Origin of the sequence: Ochrobactrum teleogrylli (assembly GCF_006376685.1) — a bacterium.
Taxonomy (GTDB): Bacteria; Pseudomonadota; Alphaproteobacteria; order Rhizobiales; family Rhizobiaceae; genus Brucella; species Brucella teleogrylli.
In genome coordinates, this window is the sequence record NZ_VEWL01000004.1 from 1 (window position 1) to 15,715 (window position 15,715).

Genomic DNA, 15,715 nt, shown 5'->3' on the forward strand with positions numbered 1-15,715 from the left:
CACCAGAACTCAAGGACGAAGCAACCTGCCGCTAGCAGCGTCGCCGCCCTCGTTGTGGCGCTATATAGGCCCCGCACACCAAAACTGTCAACACGGCTTTCGATAAAAAAGCGATTTTCTTTTCCACAGCCAATATGGTGTCTTTTAACGTAAATTCAACCGATGAAACCTGTCGATTCGAACAGTTGCGACAAACATATGACAATCACGCACATACCGTATCGCATTGCCGTCGATGGCGGCGGAACCGGATGCCGGGCGGTCCTGACGGACGAAGCCGGGACTATTCTCGGCCGCGCCACCGGCGGGCCGGCCAATATCGGCGCCGATACGCCGGGAGCACTTACGCATATAATAGAGGCAGCGGAACAGGCCGCTGTGAATGCGGGACTGGGCGTTGCGATATTAAGTGAGGCGCGCGCGGTGCTTGGGCTGGCCGGGGCCAATTCGCTCGCCAACCGCGAGGCGCATTATAATGCGCTGCCATTCGGGCAGGTCAGGATCGTGTCGGATGCGGTGACCGCGCTGCAAGGCGCGCTCGGCGATGGCGACGGGGCCATGGTCATTGTCGGGACTGGCTCTGCCTTTATCAGGCGAACCGGCGAGACCATTGAGATTGTCGGCGGGCGCGGCTTCATGCTGAGCGATCACGCGGGCGGCGCGCGACTGGGGCGCGAACTGCTGGAAGAAGCACTGCTCGCCGCCGATGGCATGGCTGCGCGCAGCGGATTGATCGATGCCGTATTGGCGCAGTTTAACAATGACGCGCGTACGATAACCGCTTTTTCTCGGAAGGCGACGGCCGCTGACTATGCCACCTTCGCGCCTTTGGTCTTCGAATGGGCCATGGAGGAGGATCCCCTCGGCCTTTCAATCACCAAGCGGGCCTGCGATTTCATCCGTCGTGGACTGGATCGTTTGGACGTAGAGAAGCTTGGCCGCTTCAGCATGACGGGCGGACTGGCGAACGCCTATGCGGCGCTAGCGTTTCTGCCGCACCGCGCACTTTATAAGCAGCCGCTCGGCGACGCCTTACAAGGCGCATTGGCGTTGGCCATGAGAGACGACTAATAAGATGAGCCGCCAGGGGCAAAAAGACTTGTCGCAACGCGGTTTAGTCGCTACGTTTTTTATCTGAAAGTCTCGCAGGGGTGGCATGCTTACCAAGAAAGGCAAATACGGCCTGAAAGCCATGGTTCATCTGGCGGGAATAGCCGATGGACAACTGGCCTCAGCCAGTGAGATCGCCGAAAAGCATCATATTCCGCGGAAGTTCCTCGACAATATCTTTACCGAACTGCGCAATGCCGGTTTCGTCGTCAGCCGTAAGGGCAAGGGCGGCGGATTTTGTCTGGCGCGTCCGGCCAATGAAATCGCCATCGGCAATATCATTCGTGCGCTGGATGGCGCGCTGGCGCCCATCGCCTGCGCAAGCAAGACCGACTATCACCCTTGCGACGATTGCGACGAAGAAGAATGCGAAGTGCGCCTGATGATGCTGGAAGTGCGTGAGGCCATTGCCAATGTGCTGGACCACCGCACGCTTGCCGACAGCAAGACGCTCGCCTCGCTGTCGGTTTAGCATCTCAATCAAGCCGCAACCGACCAGTTCGGAAACGGATCGGCCAGAGCCGACCAGCGTTCCGGCGCAAAGGTTTCGTCTTCCACCAGACATGTATCGAGTTCGGCGGTCAGCGCTTCCTCGCGCATCGGATCAACGCCGATAAAGACGATCTCCTGACGGCGATCCCCCCAGACCTTGTGGAAATACGGCGCCATCGCGCTCGTCCAGCCCGGTTCCGTCGGCCAATAGTTCTTCGGCACCGCCGACCACCAGCGCCCGCGCTTGGCCGTGTGCACCGATGCGCCTGCCTGGCTGATCTCGCCGACGAAATCCGGCTGGGTCGCCAACCAGAAGAAACCCTTGGCGCGAACAACGCCCGGCCAGCTCTTATCTATAAAGGACTGAAACTTTGCCGGATCGAAAGGCCGCCGCGCGCGATAAACGAAGGAACGAACGCCATATTCCTCGGTTTCCGGCACATGATTGTTGAAGCCGTAAAGCTCCTTATACCACAGCGGATGTTCATGCGCCTTATTGAAGTCGAACAGGCGTGTATCCAGAATGGCATCGAGCGGAACCTGCCCGAAATCAACCTCTTCGATACGCGCATCGGGATTAAGCGAGTGAATGACCTTGCGGGCCAGGTCGCGTTCTTCCGGCGAGGCCGTCGAAACCTTGTTCAGCACCACGACATCGGCAAACTCGATCTGCTCGACCAGCAGATCAACGAGAGTGCGTTCGTCCTCATCGCCCAGCGACTCGCCCCGATCGCGCAGAAAATCATTCGACGCATAGTCCTTGAGCAAATTGGCCGCGTCCACCACTGTCACCATCGTATCGAGCCGCGCCACATCGGTGAGGCTCTTGTCGTTCTCGTCGCGAAACTCGAAGGTCGCGGCCACCGGCAGCGGCTCCGCGATACCCGTCGATTCGATCAGGAGATAATCGAAACGCCCCTGCTCGGCCAGTTGCGAGACTTCCTTCAGAAGATCGTCGCGCAACGTGCAGCAGATGCAGCCATTGGTCATTTCCACCAGTTGCTCTTCGGTGCGCGAGAGATTGGCCCCACCTTCGCGCACCAGTGACGCATCGATATTGACCTCGCTCATATCGTTGACGATGACCGCCACGCGACGATTTTCGCGATTGTTGAGCACATGATTGAGAAGTGTCGTCTTTCCGGCACCGAGGAAACCGGAAAGAACCGTAACGGGAAGCCTTTTTCTCATGACACCGTTCCTTGAATTCGGAGGTTGGGTTGGGGTCAGTCGTGCTGATGCTGATCGAGATTGAAGGTCAGCGTGGTGAAATAGCTGAGCTTGTCGGCATCGCTGGAATCCGTCGTCGGGCTGGAGTGAGCGGCCCCGATGACATTGAGACCCGCATTGCGGATTTTGATCGTGGCGATGCCCTCGGCATTGGTTTTCACCGGCGCGGCGTGGCTGTCATTGACATAATCCGCTGTGACGGAAACGCCTTCCACCGGGTTGCCGTCGAAAAGAACCTGCACCGGCAATTCGCTGCCCGCCGTCAGGATTGTCGGGTCCATCAGGGGGACGATTTCGAATGGCAACCCCTGAGCCTGTGGCTTCTTGCGCAAATGATCGAGGATCGCGACCGCAAATTTCTGGCTCTTGCTGGATTGTTTTGCGCCCGGCACTTCGGCTTTCGACTTGTTGACCCATTTGCCATCCGGGCCTTCGGCCCAGAAACCGTTATCGAAGGTGCCACTGACCACCACCGCATTTTTCGGCACATCGAGAAGGGCATGGTCATCCTGCCGCCTGATCTCGACGGCGACTTTCTTGCCATCGACATCCTTTGCCGACACCGCCTTGAGCTTCTGCGGATCGTAAGCCTCGTCGGTTGCGCCGTGACCGTAGACCACGGCCTGCGTGCCGTGGCGCTCGGCGATCCAGATACCATGAGCGTTGGCGGCAACCGGCGCCACCAAGGCCACCGCCAGACCGACCGACCACAGTTTTGCGAAGTGACGCATCTCTTTTTCCTATATGTTATATCATTACATTATGGGTTCAAAAAACAGGCGGCAGCGCCGCCTTCGACGGATCATCCTGCGTCGGGCCATTCGAGGGATGGCCCGACGCCGTTACGGTTGCCGACAGGCTGACGGGCAACCGCAGCTGTCAGGAAGACAGGCAGGCTTTCAGCGAATCCGCCAGATTGCGGATCAGCTGCGGATAAAGATCGGGGCCGTCCTTCAATTCAGCACCAAGCGGGTCCAGAACGCCGGTCTTGGCATCGGTTCCATCGATGACCGTATTGACGAGCTTCGGTTCGAACTGCGGTTCGGAGAACACGCAGGCCACCTTGAGCGATTTGATCTTGTCGTGGATTTGCTGGATGCGAGCGGCACCGGGAGCCTTTTCCGGGCTGACCGTGATGGAACCGGCTGCTTTCACATCGAAGCGATTTTCAAAATATTGATAGGCATCGTGGAACACGACAAACGGCTTGTCCTTCACCGGCCGCAATTCCGTCGCGATATCCTTGGTCAGCGCATCCAGCTTTTCGGCATAGGCCTTGGCGTTCTGCTCATATTGCGCGGCATGGGCCGGATCGCTCTCGCTCAGAACCTTGGCAATATTGGTGACCAGCACCTTGCCATTCTGCGGATCGAGCCAGAAATGCAGATCATATTCGCCGTGGCCATGATGATGCTCGTGCGCGCCTTCGCCCGCTTCAGCAGCGTGATCGTGACCGGCTTCCGCTTCCTTCTTGTCGCCGTCATCGTGGTCATGCCCATGCGCATGGTCGTGACCCTCATGACCTTCGCCCTCGTGGCCATGGTCATGCGCCTCGAACGGCCCGCCTTCGCGGAATTTCAGCCGGGTCAGACCTTCCGATTCACCGAGCGCCACAACCTTGGCGCCCTCGCCCAGCGTATCGATCGGCTTGTCCAGAAAGGTTTCCATCGACGGGCCAGCCCAGAAGATAACCTTGGCATGTTCAATAGCCTCGGCATCCGAGGGCTTGAGGCTATAGACATGCTCCGAGCCTGCGCCCTGCACGATCAGTTTTGGCTCGCCGACGCCCTGCATGACTGCGGAAACAAGCGAGTGGAGCGGCTTGATCGAAACGACAACACCGTCTCGGTCTGCGGCAAAAGCAGTGCTGCCGAGACCGGCCAGAAATGCGGAAGCGAGCAGCAGGGAACGCAAATGTTTCATATTATCTCTCTTGAATGAGCGGGGTGAGCGGCACATCTGGTGATATGTTATTTTATTACATCAGTTGCGTTATGCTATAACGTCTGCCATAAGGTCTAGCAACCCCTTTTTGGAGAAATTCACCCGGCATCTTTTTGGCGATATCGCATTCATCCTGAAATTGCTGTCCTGTGTGACAGCTTGGGCAGGTGGATTTCACAAACGGGATATGGCGTTGCGCACCGCCCGAAAAAGACACTGGGAAAAACTCCGAATCGGCAGATGATCCGTTGGAATGCGCACTAAGCGAAATGAAGATGCAGGCAGCGAAAGCCCCGATTGCAATGGCCAGAAAGAATAGAATCCCCGCCGACAGGGCGCGGGAAACGCTGATTGAACTGAAAAACGCCGGTGTTTATCGCGACGGGCGCTGGCTTGTGCGCAATGTCGATCTGAAAGTCGAGCGCGGCGAGATCGTCACGCTGATCGGGCCGAATGGCGCTGGCAAAAGCACCGCGGCCAAGATGGCGCTGCGTATCCTCAAGCCCGACGAAGGCGAAGTGATCCACAAGTCCGGCCTGCGCATCGGCTATGTCCCGCAGAAGATCAATATCGACCGCACCCTGCCGCTTTCGGTGGAGCGTCTGCTGACGCTGACCGGCCCCTTGAGCAAGCAGGACATCATGGCGGCCCTTGAAGCAGTCGGCATCCCGCATCTTTTGAAAGCGGAGACAGCCCATCTTTCCGGCGGCGAATTCCAGCGCGCCTTGATGGCGCGGGCGCTGGCGCGAAAACCGGATATCATGGTGCTGGACGAACCCGTGCAGGGCGTGGATTTTTCCGGCGAGGCCGCTCTTTATGAACTGATTGCGCGGCTGCGCGACGAAACCGGCTGCGGTGTGCTGCTGATCTCGCACGATCTGCATCTCGTCATGGCGGCAACCGACCGGGTCATCTGTCTCAACGGTCATGTCTGTTGCAGCGGAACCCCGCGCGACGTGACGGCAAGCCCGGAATATATGCGCCTGTTCGGCAGTCGCGCTGTCGGGCCGCTCGCGGTCTATGAGCATCATCATGATCACACGCATCTGCCTGACGGGCGCGTGCTACACAGCGATGGTTCGGTGACGGATCATTGCCATGCCGATGACGGCCATCATCATGAGCATGAGCATGAACATGCGCACGAGCATCACCACCATCATCACGGGAAAGGCGAACACCGTGCTTGACGATTTCTTCACCCGCGCCTTGATTGCCGGCATCGGGCTGGCGCTGACGACCGGCCCTCTCGGCTGCTTCATCGTCTGGCGGCGCATGGCCTATTTCGGCGACACCATGGCCCATTCCGCCTTGCTGGGCGTGGCGCTGGCGCTCATCTTCGACATTAATCTGATGATTGGCGTCTTCGCTGTGTCGGTCGCGATTTCCGCGATCCTGCTGCTCTTGCAGCGCCGCCACACATTGTCGGCGGATTCGCTGCTCGGCATCCTGTCCCATGCCACATTATCGCTCGGTCTCGTGATCGTCGCTTTCATGACGTGGGTGCGTGTCGATCTGCTTTCCTTCCTGTTTGGCGATCTTCTGGCCGTTTCACGGCTGGATATCGTCTATATCTATGCGGGCGGGGCATTCGTGCTTGCCGTGCTGGCCTGGTTGTGGCGACCCATGCTGGCCGCGACCGTCAGCGAGGACATTGCGCGCGCCGAAGGCATGAACCCCGCCGTCTCGCGCGTCATCTTCATGCTTCTTCTGGCCATCGTCATCGCCATTGCGATGAAGATTGTCGGCATTTTGCTGATCACATCGCTGCTGATCATTCCGGCTGCAACCTCCCGCCGTTTCGCGACCACGCCCGAGCAAATGGCGGTACTTTCATCGCTGATCGGCGCTGCTGGCGTGGTCGGCGGGCTCTACGGCTCCATTCATTTCGACACGCCGTCGGGCCCTTCCATCGTTGTCGCTGCGCTTGCTATTTTCATTTTCAGTCTTCTGCCCTTACATAAGAGAGCAGAGGCCCCATCGAAACGGATTGCTGAACAATGAGCTCGCATCACCACCATCACCACCCGCAACAGGATCTGACCCGCAACCAGACCCTCGTTTTCGATGCTCTGTCCAAGGCGGAGGGGCCGCTCAGCGCCTATACAATTCTAGACCAGTTGCGGGATGACGGCTTTCGCGCGCCGCTTCAGGTCTATCGTGCGCTGGAAAAGCTGCTTGATTACGGGCTCATCCATCGCCTCGAAAGCCTGAACGCTTTCGTCGCCTGCGCGCACCCGCAATGCCACCAGCAGGGCCTCGTCGCTTTTGCGATCTGCGAGAAATGCGGTCAGGTGACGGAATTTTCCGACGCGGCGATCGAAAATCTCGTCAGCGCCTGGAGCCTGCAAAGCGGCTTCAAGTCGCGCAAGACGACGCTTGAACTGCGTGGTCTGTGCCAGTCCTGCGGCGATCACTAACCCTTTGGAAGTAAGGTTCTCTGGCGGTCAGACTTTAAAAGTAACGCTTCGGAAATCGAAATCTGCTAAAAATACCTATTCAGGGGATTAGTGGGTAAGATTTTCATATGGCGCGCATGAAGTCGCCGCAGGAGCGGCGCAAGGAAGAAAGACAAAGGACAAGGTTACGTTCGGGAAAACTTATAGACCTGGACGGGCAGTTTATCGTTGAGTGCCAGTTCAGCGACTTGTCTCCCCATGGCGCCAAGCTTAGAACCATCGAAACACCTGCCCTGCCCGACCGGTTCTGGCTGTTCGACGATTATTACAAGCGCGCGCTGCTGGCCCGCATCGCCTGGCGCAATGGTCGCGAAATGGGCGTCGAACTGATCACCGATCCAACGGTCACGCCGCTGGATGCCGAACGTCTCGCCCAGCTTGGCGGAAAATATTATTCGCTGTGAGCCGCCTGCCCATCATTGATACTTGCATTGGCTTGCTTTCCGGGCGTCTGGTGGGCTGGTGCTGTCGATGTCGGCTCACCGCGCATGTTCATGGCGCGGATTTCTTCAGCCGAAATATAGTTGAACTGCTCGACCAGCAGGTCCTTGATCACCGGCTCGGGGAACCGCCCGTTCAGGTCTGAGATGATCGAGGCGCGCACGTCCTCGAACTGCACTTTCTCCACCTCTTTCGTATCCGAATAGCTGCCATAGAACTTGCGGAAAATCTCGTCGCTGATGAAAAGCTCCAGCGGCACGCTGAGCTTCTTGCGGATATTCGAATCGACCGTATAGACGAGCTGCGTCACGACATAGCCAGCAACCGCGCCGTTCGAAATGATCGGCACGCTCATCACGTCCGTCTTGACGTAATCCACGCCGCCGAAGCCGCCGACAGCGGCCTGCGCCCCACCGGACGATGACGCGTTCTGACGGGTCGCCAGGAACAACGACCCGAAGGCGACAGCGCAAATCCACAGGCCAATGACGAAAATGCGGATCATCGCGCGTGACCGAGCCTCGCGCTCTGCATGGAATAGGTGCCATCGGCTTCTTGCGTTTCCAATGCGCTGCGGATCACATCGGCGAGTTCGCCGACCGCGCGCAGATGCAGCTGCAACGCTTCGCAGTTCTTCTCAAGCTTTTGCTTCAGGCTGTCGAGCAGCGGCTGCAAGCCTTTCAGTGTCGCAGGCTCGGCCAGAGCGGCAGCCTTCTTGATCGCCTTGTTGAAATCATAGAGACCGCGGCTTTTGCGTGAATTGATTTCTGCGAGATCGGGATTGCCGCCTTCCATCAGAAGGCGCGTTTCAGTCTCGATGACGTCCTCAAGACGCTGGATGGCGCGAACCACCGGCTTCAAAGTCGGGTTTTCTACCGGTTCCATTGCCAGTTCCGGCTTCGCCAGATCATGCACCTGTTCGCTCGCCTTCGCGAGAACCAGCGGTTCTTGCGGGGGCAGGCTGGTTTCAGAGCTTGTCTCGGTCATTTCAAGGGTTCCTCAATTTCGGTGGACGTCACGTCGCGCGCTGCGGTATTTATCGTTCAGCCGCGCGCGCTATCCGCGTCGTCATTTTTCTCAAGCTGCTTTTGGATGAGCGTGCGTTCGAACCCGTGTATCAGATCGTTCGAAACCGCATCGTTGCTCATAGTCTCTCCCAGATTGTTGATCACATCTCCTAGTGCTGCAGTGGTCGGCGCATCTGCCCGCCCTTTGCGCGCCGCCTGCTCCTCAAGCAGTCTGGCAATGCCGACACCGCCGCCATCCGCCATCTTGTTCGCCATGGCTTCCGCCATCATCGACTTCCAGTAGTCACCCGCGATGCCCTTGCCGAAAGTCGCTGTCGTGTCACTGGTGAACATCGACTGGACAAAGGATTGCAGCATGAAGGCCTCGAATTTCCGATAGGCCGGATTGATCGTATTCTGCGCGTCGGGCCGCATAGTCACGCCCGCCGAAAAACTATCGGAAAAGCTTGCGAAATTATCCCGCGTCAGTCCCGTACCGGACGACGCCATCGCCGTTTGCATGGTGCCGGAGACCGACTTCAATCGCTCCGCCGCCATGCGATAGGCCTGCGGATCGGCCGCGCGGGCCACATCCATCACCAGATCCGACGGCGGGTTGATCGCCATGCAAGGTTTCCTTCTTCATCCTATGAGTGCACCATAATGGGTCAAACTTGACTGAAACTTGTGGACGAGTTCAGCGTAGCCCAGAAGGCGCTTTCGTGGTTTTACGGCTAACGAATTCCTCGATCAGACTGGCCAGTTCGTGCCGGTCCAACTCGCTTTTGGCTTCTTCCAGCCGATCTTCCAGCAGTTCAACCCGCCGTTGTTCCTTCAAAAGCGCGCCGCGCTCTGATTCGAGCCGTGATTCGAGCGCCGCCGATTCGACTGCATTCGCACCAAGACGCTTGATGAGCAGCGACGGATCGATATCGAAGACAGCGCCGTCATACCGACGGTCCTGCATGGCGATGAGGGCCAGACGCTCCTCCTCCAGCGCAAGCTTGCGCGCATTGGAAACGGCCAATGCTGATTCGAGCCGGGCGCTGCCAAGTTTCTGCAAATCGATCAGCTTCTTCAGATTGCGTGTGTTGGTCTGGGCCATGGCCACCTCAAAACAAAGCGCGCATTTGCGTGGCGGTTTCGTTGGTGAAAAAGCGCAGCAATTCCGGCAGGATGAAATAGACCACGAGCAACCCGCCCCCCAGCACGAAGGGCATCGACACGAAATAGATCGGGATCGACGGCGTCAGCTTGTTAACAAGACCGATCGCGAAATTGACCAGAATCGCAAAGACGATGAATGGTGCTGCTATGCGCAGTGTCGCCATGAAGGCCAATGACAGCGCATCGGTAAAATCGATCATCGCCGCGTCCGGGCGGAATCGCCCATCTACCGGGATTGCCGAATAGGAATTGAGCAGCGCGCGCAGAATTTCCAGATGCATGTCGGTGACGAAAAACAGCAACAGCGCGCTGAAGGTCACGATGGTCGCCAATGTTGCCTGCGGCTCCGATTCGGTAATCGCATCGGCGGGCGAGCCGCTAAAGCCAATGGCCATCGCCATGGTGTTGGCCATGAATTGCAGCGCCCAGAAATAGATATGCGCCAGAATGCCAATCACCGCGCCGATAAACATCTCGCTCGCTATCAGGCGAAACAGGGTCCACGGCGCGCCGCTGTCGACAGCCGTGACAATGCGCGGCAAAACCAGCGGCAGCACCGCGAAGGAGCACGCCAGCGCGATGAAGAGCCGGACCTGCAACGGAATGCGCGCGCTCGAAAGCCCCGGCATCAGCATCAGGCATGCGCCGACCCGGCAAAAAGCCAGAATGGCTGCCAGAATGATGTCGTTGAGCGGCAGTTGCGCGATCGGCACTCAGGCCCCTTTCCGCGTTTCAATCATATAACCGTCCTCCTGATTCCCTCGTCCTGAGGAGGTGCCCTGAGCGCAGCGAAGGGAACCGTCTCGAAGGATCGAAGGACGAGGGATCGAGAGGTCGAGGAAATCAAAGAACCGAACCTACGAAACCGCGCCGAGCGATTTCACCTCGACGCCGCGCGCGATTTCGACATGCGACAGCACCGGCAAGGTTGCGAACAAGCGCTCGATGATCATCCGGATATAGGGCCGCGCTTCCGGCGACGACACGAGGACGAATCGCTCGCCATTGTCGAAATGCTTGCGAATGACGGTCGATGCTTCCGTACCGAACTGTTCCAGCAGGCGCGGGTCGATATCGAACTCGACGATTTCGCCCTTGGCGTCTCGCTTGAGGCTCTGGTGGAACACCAGATCCCAGCGATTGCCGAGACGCAGCACATTCAGCACGCCATTGTCGGAAAGGTCGCCGCAGATTTGCTGCGCCATGCGCATGCGCACATGTTCGACAATCATTTCCGGGCGGCGCACCATCGGCGCGATTTCCGCGATGGCTTCAAGAATGAGGTGCAGGTTGCGGATAGAAACCCGCTCGGCCAGCAGAAGCTTCAGCACGGCCTGCAAACCGGAATAGGAAATATGCGCCGGGCTGATATCTTCCACCAGCTTGCGATATTCCGGCCCCAGACGATCCAGCAGAATGCGCATATCCTTGTAGGACAGGAGCTGCGCTAGATTGTTGCGCACGATTTCGCTGAGATGGGTGAGCAGGACGGAGAGATTATCAACCGTCATATAGCCATCACGGCGCAAATCGGAAGCGAAGGTTTCCGGCACCGAATAAGCGCGCATGCCGAAGGCGGGCTCGCGCATTTCCTCGCCGGGGATAGACGGGATCGGACGCTCGCCCAGCACCACCAGAATTTCACCGACGCGCAATTCATGGCTGGCCACCGCCGTGCCGTGTATCTTTATGCGATAGCTTTTCGGCGGCAGGGCAAGGTCGTCCGTCACCTTGATTTCAGGAATCACGAAGCCGTATTCCTGCGCGAATTTACGGCGCATCTTGTTGACGCGATGCGCCAGCTCCTGCTGCGACGCCATCAGGCGCGCGGAAAGCTGCTTGCCGAGGCACAGTTCAATCTGGTTGGTTTCGAGCGATGCCTTGACGGAATTGCGCTCCTGATCCGCGGCCTCGCGCTGCTTCTTGTCCGCCTCAGTGGCTTCTGCCTCGCGCTGGCGCGCCTGGCGGCGGGGCACAGCGATACCGATGAAGGCCATTGCGCCGCCCAGCATGAAGAACGGAAATGCCGGAAGACCCGGCATGATGCCAAGCACGAACAGCAGCATCGACGCGACCAGAAGCGCCTTTGGATAAGCGCCAAGCTGGCCGAAAATCGCCTGATCGGCTGAGCCCCGGGTTCCGCCCTTCGACACCAAAAGACCGGCGGCGAGCGAAACAATGAGGGCTGGAATCTGCGTGACGAGACCGTCACCAACCGACAGCTTGGTGAAGACGTCAGCCGCGTGGGAAATGTTCATGTCATGGCGGGTGACGCCGATGATGATACCGCCGAAAATATTGACGGCAGTGATGATCAGACCGGCAATGGCATCGCCGCGCACGAATTTCGACGCGCCGTCCATGGAACCGAAGAAGGAGCTTTCTTCTTCCAGTTCGCGGCGGCGGCGCTGCGCTTCCTTTTCATCGATCAGGCCCGACGAAAGGTCGGCATCGATGGCCATCTGCTTGCCGGGAATGGCGTCGAGCGTGAAGCGTGCGCCCACTTCCGCGATACGCGTCGCACCCTTGGTGATGACGAGGAAGTTGACGATGATCAGGATGCAGAAAACGACGAGACCGATGACGAAATCGCCGCCCATCACGAATTGCGAGAAACCGTGGATCACATGACCGGCGGCCAGATAGCCTTCATTGCCGTGGGTGAGAATCACGCGCGTCGTCGCAATATTGAGCGAGAGGCGCATCATGGTCGCGATCAGCAGGACGGTCGGAAAGGCGGAGAAATCCAGCGGCCGCTGAATCCACAGCGCCACCATCAGGATAAGCACCGAAAAGGCGATGGAAAAGGCAAGACCGATATCCAGCACCACGGCTGGCACGGGCAGGAACAGCACCGTCAGGATGATGATCATGCCTGCCGCCAGCCCCATATCGCTGCCGGTCAGAAATCCGCTTTTTATGAAGGGTTTAGCCGTTGCCTGCTGCACGTCCGTCTCCTGTTACGAAGCGGACCTTAACTTGCGAAGCTTGCGCGAAACCTGAAAGGAGGAGAGGTAGAGCATGTCCAGCAAAAGTGCGCAGCGCCTACGCGGGGAAATCAGTCCACTGGACTGATTTCTGATCCCGCTTCGATGCGTAGGATAATGCGTAAAAACAAATAGATAGAGCGGTTCCCAGATTCCGTTTTAACCGGAACCGCTCTAGAATCCCTTTTCGATGCGCGAATAGACGAGCAGCGTAAAGGAATTGATCTGCGCGCCGACGAAAGGCGCGGTGACAGCCAGCACGACGAAAATCACGACGATCTTCGGAACGAAGGTCAGGGTCATTTCCTGCACCTGCGTCAGCGCCTGAAACAGCGCGATGCCGATACCGATCAGCATCGCGGCCAGAACCGCCGGGCCGCTGGCCATCAGCACGGTCCAGACTGCGGAATTGACGATATCCAGCGCATCGGCTTCGTTCACCGGGATCGTCCTTAGCTGACCTTGACGCCCTGACCGATGGTGACGGTCTTCCCGTCTTCCAGCTCGGCGAGCATGCCAGACTGCTGGATCGTGACCGATTTCACCACGCCGGAAATCGTGCCGTCGGCACTGGTCACCGTGCGGCCAATCCAGCCCTCGGCCTGCGACAGCGATGAGTTGGCGATCAGCGTTTCCAGCTTGGAATTCATCTGCACGGACTGCTCGACACCCGAAAAGGTCGCAAGCTGCGAGACATATTGTGTCGCGTCCATCGGTTGCGTCGGGTCCTGATTCTTCATCTGGGCGACCAGCAGTTTCAAAAACGAGTTGTAATCGACATCCGCCTTCGCCGCCGAGCTGGCGCTCGACGAATTGTTGGTATTGGTCGTGGTGTTGCCGACCGGTGGTGTCGTAGTCATAGGCTTGTCTCCCTGGCCTCAGCGGCATTCCTGACCGGCGGCACGGCGCTTTGTTCCGGCATCAATTCCGCCTCGCGCGGATATTGCGCGCGGATGGTTTTCAGCGCTTCGAAAATGCGCCCGTTATGCACCAGCTCGTCAACGATCTTCAGCGCGTTCAGGATTGCCGGATCGGAAAACGCCTTGAACATGCCTTTCAGCATTTGCGCAAAGGTTTGGCGCGCCTGATCGCGCAAGGAAGGCTCGATGAGCATCATCTGCGCGGCAAAATAAAGCTGGCGCAGCGGGGTCGTCGTCTGGTCCGGCTGGAGCACATGGTTTTCCAGAAGGAACGTCGCATCGTTGAGCAGTTCCAGCGATACCTTGCGGTCGGCTTTCAGCACGGCGCCGTTGATATAGATCTTCTCGCCAGCCCGAAGCGACAGGCGGATTGCCGATTTACCGTTGGCCGCCATCTTAAAGACCGTCCCGGATCGACCGCGTGATCTCGATCAGCGTATCGTAATCATTGCTCTCGCCCTGGCGGATACGCTCGATTTCCTTGAGCACGAAAATGCCCACGGAAATGATGGCGGCCTTCAATTCTTTCGGCAGCGCATTTTCTTCCGATCCCAGATCGTCAATGATCGTGGTCCAGAGCCGCATTGTGAAATAACCGGCATCGATGGCTTCGCGCGAACCGGCGCCATTGGCCTTGGCTGCTGCGAGCATGTCGATCGAACGGTCGAAAAGCATCCGTTCGCGGTCCTTGGCGCTCGCCATATCGTCATTCATGACATCTTCGTAGCGCAACTGATACATGTCGTCTCCGCTAGAGCGCCTTTGATCTGATCAAATCAGATCGGCGCTCTAAATGGTTGGTCTTACGCACATCTTATCCGAAAACCGTTTCACACTTTTCGGGATGTGCTCTTATGGGCATCATCTGCGCGGATCGCCTCATGCCACCGCCGTTATGATGCCGCCCGCTTTATTTTAAATAGTTAAGCAGGCTCATGCTCTGAAGCTGAACCGTCAGCTGATACGAGGTCTCGATCTGCGTCTTCAGATTGTTGACGCGGGTCGCCGCCTCGTAAGGATCGACTTCTTCAAGATTGAGAACCGACTGGTTCAGGATCTTCTGCTGTGCGTTGATGCGCGTGACGGCCTGCGAGGTGCGCGACTGGGCGAGACCAAGCGCGGTCTGTTCGGACGTGGTCTCGGCGATGGCCTGCGTCGTCGTCTGCATCGCATGGGTGGTCAGCGCCTGAAAGGCCGAATTGTTGAGGCCAATAGTAGAAAACTCGGCCATCATCGCAAGCGACATCACCGTCTTGCGAAAACCGTCGGCATTGGCGCTGATCGATGTATCGGCTGTTTCAGTCGGCGAAATACGGCTCTTGATGACAGTATCCGATGCATCCGACCAGTTGGCGTCCCAATTGGCATCGTTGAACTGGTCAGCATAATCGCCTTCCAGAAACGCCGTCATCTGGTCGGCGGTAATATTGGCGACCTGCGGATCATCCACGCCAAAGCCGAAATGCGCCGTGAAAGCGTCGCGGATAGCCGTCTGCGCCGCGCCGCCCTCGGTATAGTCTGCGATGGGCTTCACATCGGTATTGACGCCGGAGAAGATATATTCGCCGTTATAGCTCGTATTGAGCAGACCTGTGACGCTGTTCAGGATCGACCGCGCCGAGGCGGCAATGGTCGAGCCGCTCTCGCTGGTGCTGGTGGCGCCGGTGAGATTGGCCAGAAAATCCTGCGTATTGTCGATGATCGCGCTCGTCGCCGTCTGCGTCGTGGTCATGCGCTGCTGCACGAGATTGTTCATGTCCAGCAGCACGGTCAGCCGGTCATATTCCTTGCGCAGGGAAACGCTCTGTCCCGATTTGGTGCCGAGCGCCAGCCCCACGTCGAAGACGGTTCCCGTCGTTGCTTCCTGCTGGGCCTTGACCAGATCAGCCTTGCTCTTGCTGACAAGCGCCCGAAGGGCGGAAGCTGCACCATAGTTGGAAACTGATTGCGCTTTCATG

20 protein-coding genes are annotated in these 15,715 nt (G+C 58.1%); 6 read left to right on the forward strand and 14 right to left on the reverse strand.

The features are described 5' to 3' along the window. Positions 1–198 precede the first annotated feature (198 nt). A complete protein-coding gene (locus FIC94_RS08450; RefSeq protein ID WP_109367861.1) occupies positions 199–1,071 on the forward strand; it encodes a glucosamine kinase nucleotide-binding domain-containing protein in 873 nt (290 codons plus the stop codon). Between the two features lie 85 nt (positions 1,072–1,156). Then, positions 1,157–1,582 carry an RrF2 family transcriptional regulator gene (locus tag FIC94_RS08455; protein ID WP_109367862.1) on the forward strand — a complete coding sequence of 142 codons (426 nt, stop codon included), beginning with the start codon at positions 1,157–1,159 and terminating at the stop codon, positions 1,580–1,582. Positions 1,583–1,590: 8 nt separating this feature from the next. On the opposite strand, the gene zigA is transcribed toward FIC94_RS08455, so the two are convergent. The 3 genes from zigA to znuA all read right to left on the reverse strand — a co-directional run bounded on the left by zigA (position 1,591) and on the right by znuA (position 4,755). After that, the gene (zigA, locus tag FIC94_RS08460; protein WP_109367863.1) at positions 1,591–2,793 is read right to left on the reverse strand and encodes a zinc metallochaperone GTPase ZigA; all 1,203 of its coding nucleotides are present in this window, start codon (positions 2,791–2,793) and stop codon (positions 1,591–1,593) included. 35 nt (positions 2,794–2,828) lie between these two features. Further along, the gene (locus FIC94_RS08465; RefSeq protein ID WP_140024564.1) at positions 2,829–3,563 is read right to left on the reverse strand and encodes a DUF4198 domain-containing protein; all 735 of its coding nucleotides are present in this window, start codon (positions 3,561–3,563) and stop codon (positions 2,829–2,831) included. Between the two features lie 148 nt (positions 3,564–3,711). Continuing rightward, on the reverse strand, positions 3,712–4,755 hold the full coding sequence (znuA, locus tag FIC94_RS08470) for a zinc ABC transporter substrate-binding protein ZnuA (protein WP_140024565.1): 1,044 nt from the start codon (positions 4,753–4,755) through the stop codon (positions 3,712–3,714). A 323-nt stretch (positions 4,756–5,078) separates the two neighbouring features. Between znuA and FIC94_RS08475 the strand changes: the two genes are divergently transcribed. From FIC94_RS08475 to FIC94_RS08490, 4 genes are all read left to right on the forward strand, one after another. Continuing rightward, entirely contained in the window at positions 5,079–5,966 is an 888-nt protein-coding gene (locus FIC94_RS08475) for an ATP-binding cassette domain-containing protein (RefSeq protein WP_140024749.1), read from the forward strand. Beyond that, on the forward strand, positions 5,914–6,780 hold the full coding sequence (gene znuB, locus FIC94_RS08480; protein WP_140024748.1) for a zinc ABC transporter permease subunit ZnuB: 867 nt from the start codon (positions 5,914–5,916) through the stop codon (positions 6,778–6,780). The genes FIC94_RS08475 and znuB overlap by 53 nt, the downstream gene beginning before the upstream one ends. Next, a complete protein-coding gene (locus FIC94_RS08485) occupies positions 6,777–7,196 on the forward strand; it encodes a Fur family transcriptional regulator (protein ID WP_140024566.1) in 420 nt (139 codons plus the stop codon). The genes znuB and FIC94_RS08485 overlap by 4 nt, the downstream gene beginning before the upstream one ends. Positions 7,197–7,303: 107 nt before the next feature. After that, positions 7,304–7,639, forward strand: a complete 336-nt coding sequence (locus FIC94_RS08490; protein WP_109367868.1) for a PilZ domain-containing protein — start codon at positions 7,304–7,306, stop codon at positions 7,637–7,639. On the opposite strand, the gene FIC94_RS08495 is transcribed toward FIC94_RS08490, so the two are convergent. From FIC94_RS08495 to FIC94_RS08550, 11 genes are all read right to left on the reverse strand, one after another. Further along, positions 7,627–8,181 (reverse strand): hypothetical protein, encoded by a 555-nt coding sequence (locus FIC94_RS08495; protein WP_140024567.1) that lies wholly within the window; start codon positions 8,179–8,181, stop codon positions 7,627–7,629. The two genes, FIC94_RS08490 and FIC94_RS08495, sit on opposite strands and share 13 nt — an antisense overlap. After that, positions 8,178–8,561 carry a flagellar protein FlgN gene (locus tag FIC94_RS08500; protein ID WP_371830822.1) on the reverse strand — a complete coding sequence of 128 codons (384 nt, stop codon included), beginning with the start codon at positions 8,559–8,561 and terminating at the stop codon, positions 8,178–8,180. The genes FIC94_RS08495 and FIC94_RS08500 overlap by 4 nt, the downstream gene beginning before the upstream one ends. A gap of 158 nt (positions 8,562–8,719) precedes the next feature. Then, a complete protein-coding gene (locus FIC94_RS08505) occupies positions 8,720–9,310 on the reverse strand; it encodes a rod-binding protein (protein WP_109367871.1) in 591 nt (196 codons plus the stop codon). 70 nt (positions 9,311–9,380) lie between these two features. After that, positions 9,381–9,788, reverse strand: coding sequence for a hypothetical protein (locus FIC94_RS08510; protein ID WP_140024569.1), 408 nt, complete (start codon positions 9,786–9,788; stop codon positions 9,381–9,383). Between the two features lie 7 nt (positions 9,789–9,795). Then, the gene (fliR, locus tag FIC94_RS08515; protein ID WP_140024570.1) at positions 9,796–10,563 is read right to left on the reverse strand and encodes a flagellar biosynthetic protein FliR; all 768 of its coding nucleotides are present in this window, start codon (positions 10,561–10,563) and stop codon (positions 9,796–9,798) included. A gap of 144 nt (positions 10,564–10,707) precedes the next feature. Next, positions 10,708–12,798, reverse strand: coding sequence for a flagellar biosynthesis protein FlhA (gene flhA, locus FIC94_RS08520; protein ID WP_109367874.1), 2,091 nt, complete (start codon positions 12,796–12,798; stop codon positions 10,708–10,710). 213 nt (positions 12,799–13,011) lie between these two features. Next, positions 13,012–13,278, reverse strand: coding sequence for a flagellar biosynthesis protein FliQ (gene fliQ / locus FIC94_RS08530; RefSeq protein ID WP_109367875.1), 267 nt, complete (start codon positions 13,276–13,278; stop codon positions 13,012–13,014). A gap of 11 nt (positions 13,279–13,289) precedes the next feature. Further along, positions 13,290–13,697 carry a flagellar hook assembly protein FlgD gene (gene flgD / locus FIC94_RS08535; protein ID WP_109367876.1) on the reverse strand — a complete coding sequence of 136 codons (408 nt, stop codon included), beginning with the start codon at positions 13,695–13,697 and terminating at the stop codon, positions 13,290–13,292. Then, entirely contained in the window at positions 13,694–14,152 is a 459-nt protein-coding gene (gene flbT, locus FIC94_RS08540) for a flagellar biosynthesis repressor FlbT (RefSeq protein ID WP_109367877.1), read from the reverse strand. Before flbT ends, flgD begins: the two co-directional genes overlap by 4 nt. 1 nt (position 14,153) lies before the next feature. Then, positions 14,154–14,498: a flagellar biosynthesis regulator FlaF gene (gene flaF / locus FIC94_RS08545; protein ID WP_109367878.1), complete on the reverse strand. Its 345-nt coding sequence runs from the start codon at positions 14,496–14,498 to the stop codon at positions 14,154–14,156. Positions 14,499–14,667: 169 nt separating this feature from the next. After that, on the reverse strand, positions 14,668–15,714 hold the full coding sequence (locus FIC94_RS08550; RefSeq protein WP_140024571.1) for a flagellar hook-associated family protein: 1,047 nt from the start codon (positions 15,712–15,714) through the stop codon (positions 14,668–14,670). Between the last annotated feature and the right edge of the window lies 1 nt (position 15,715).

Coding starts and splice junctions, on each gene's coding strand:
- FIC94_RS08495 (WP_140024567.1), bottom strand. CDS start 8,181: ATGATCCGCATTTTCGTCATTGGCCTGTGGATTTGCGCTGTCGCCTTC.
- FIC94_RS08490 (WP_109367868.1), top strand. CDS start 7,304: ATGGCGCGCATGAAGTCGCCGCAGGAGCGGCGCAAGGAAGAAAGACAA.
- FIC94_RS08550 (WP_140024571.1), bottom strand. CDS start 15,714: ATGAAAGCGCAATCAGTTTCCAACTATGGTGCAGCTTCCGCCCTTCGG.
- zigA (WP_109367863.1), bottom strand. CDS start 2,793: ATGAGAAAAAGGCTTCCCGTTACGGTTCTTTCCGGTTTCCTCGGTGCC.
- znuB (WP_140024748.1), top strand. CDS start 5,914: ATGCGCACGAGCATCACCACCATCATCACGGGAAAGGCGAACACCGTG.
- flbT (WP_109367877.1), bottom strand. CDS start 14,152: ATGGCGGCCAACGGTAAATCGGCAATCCGCCTGTCGCTTCGGGCTGGC.
- FIC94_RS08500 (WP_371830822.1), bottom strand. CDS start 8,561: ATGGAACCGGTAGAAAACCCGACTTTGAAGCCGGTGGTTCGCGCCATC.
- FIC94_RS08465 (WP_140024564.1), bottom strand. CDS start 3,563: ATGCGTCACTTCGCAAAACTGTGGTCGGTCGGTCTGGCGGTGGCCTTG.
- znuA (WP_140024565.1), bottom strand. CDS start 4,755: ATGAAACATTTGCGTTCCCTGCTGCTCGCTTCCGCATTTCTGGCCGGT.
- FIC94_RS08455 (WP_109367862.1), top strand. CDS start 1,157: ATGCTTACCAAGAAAGGCAAATACGGCCTGAAAGCCATGGTTCATCTG.
- FIC94_RS08485 (WP_140024566.1), top strand. CDS start 6,777: ATGAGCTCGCATCACCACCATCACCACCCGCAACAGGATCTGACCCGC.
- flaF (WP_109367878.1), bottom strand. CDS start 14,498: ATGTATCAGTTGCGCTACGAAGATGTCATGAATGACGATATGGCGAGC.
- FIC94_RS08475 (WP_140024749.1), top strand. CDS start 5,079: ATGGCCAGAAAGAATAGAATCCCCGCCGACAGGGCGCGGGAAACGCTG.
- flgD (WP_109367876.1), bottom strand. CDS start 13,697: ATGACTACGACACCACCGGTCGGCAACACCACGACCAATACCAACAAT.
- FIC94_RS08450 (WP_109367861.1), top strand. CDS start 199: ATGACAATCACGCACATACCGTATCGCATTGCCGTCGATGGCGGCGGA.
- FIC94_RS08505 (WP_109367871.1), bottom strand. CDS start 9,310: ATGGCGATCAACCCGCCGTCGGATCTGGTGATGGATGTGGCCCGCGCG.
- FIC94_RS08510 (WP_140024569.1), bottom strand. CDS start 9,788: ATGGCCCAGACCAACACACGCAATCTGAAGAAGCTGATCGATTTGCAG.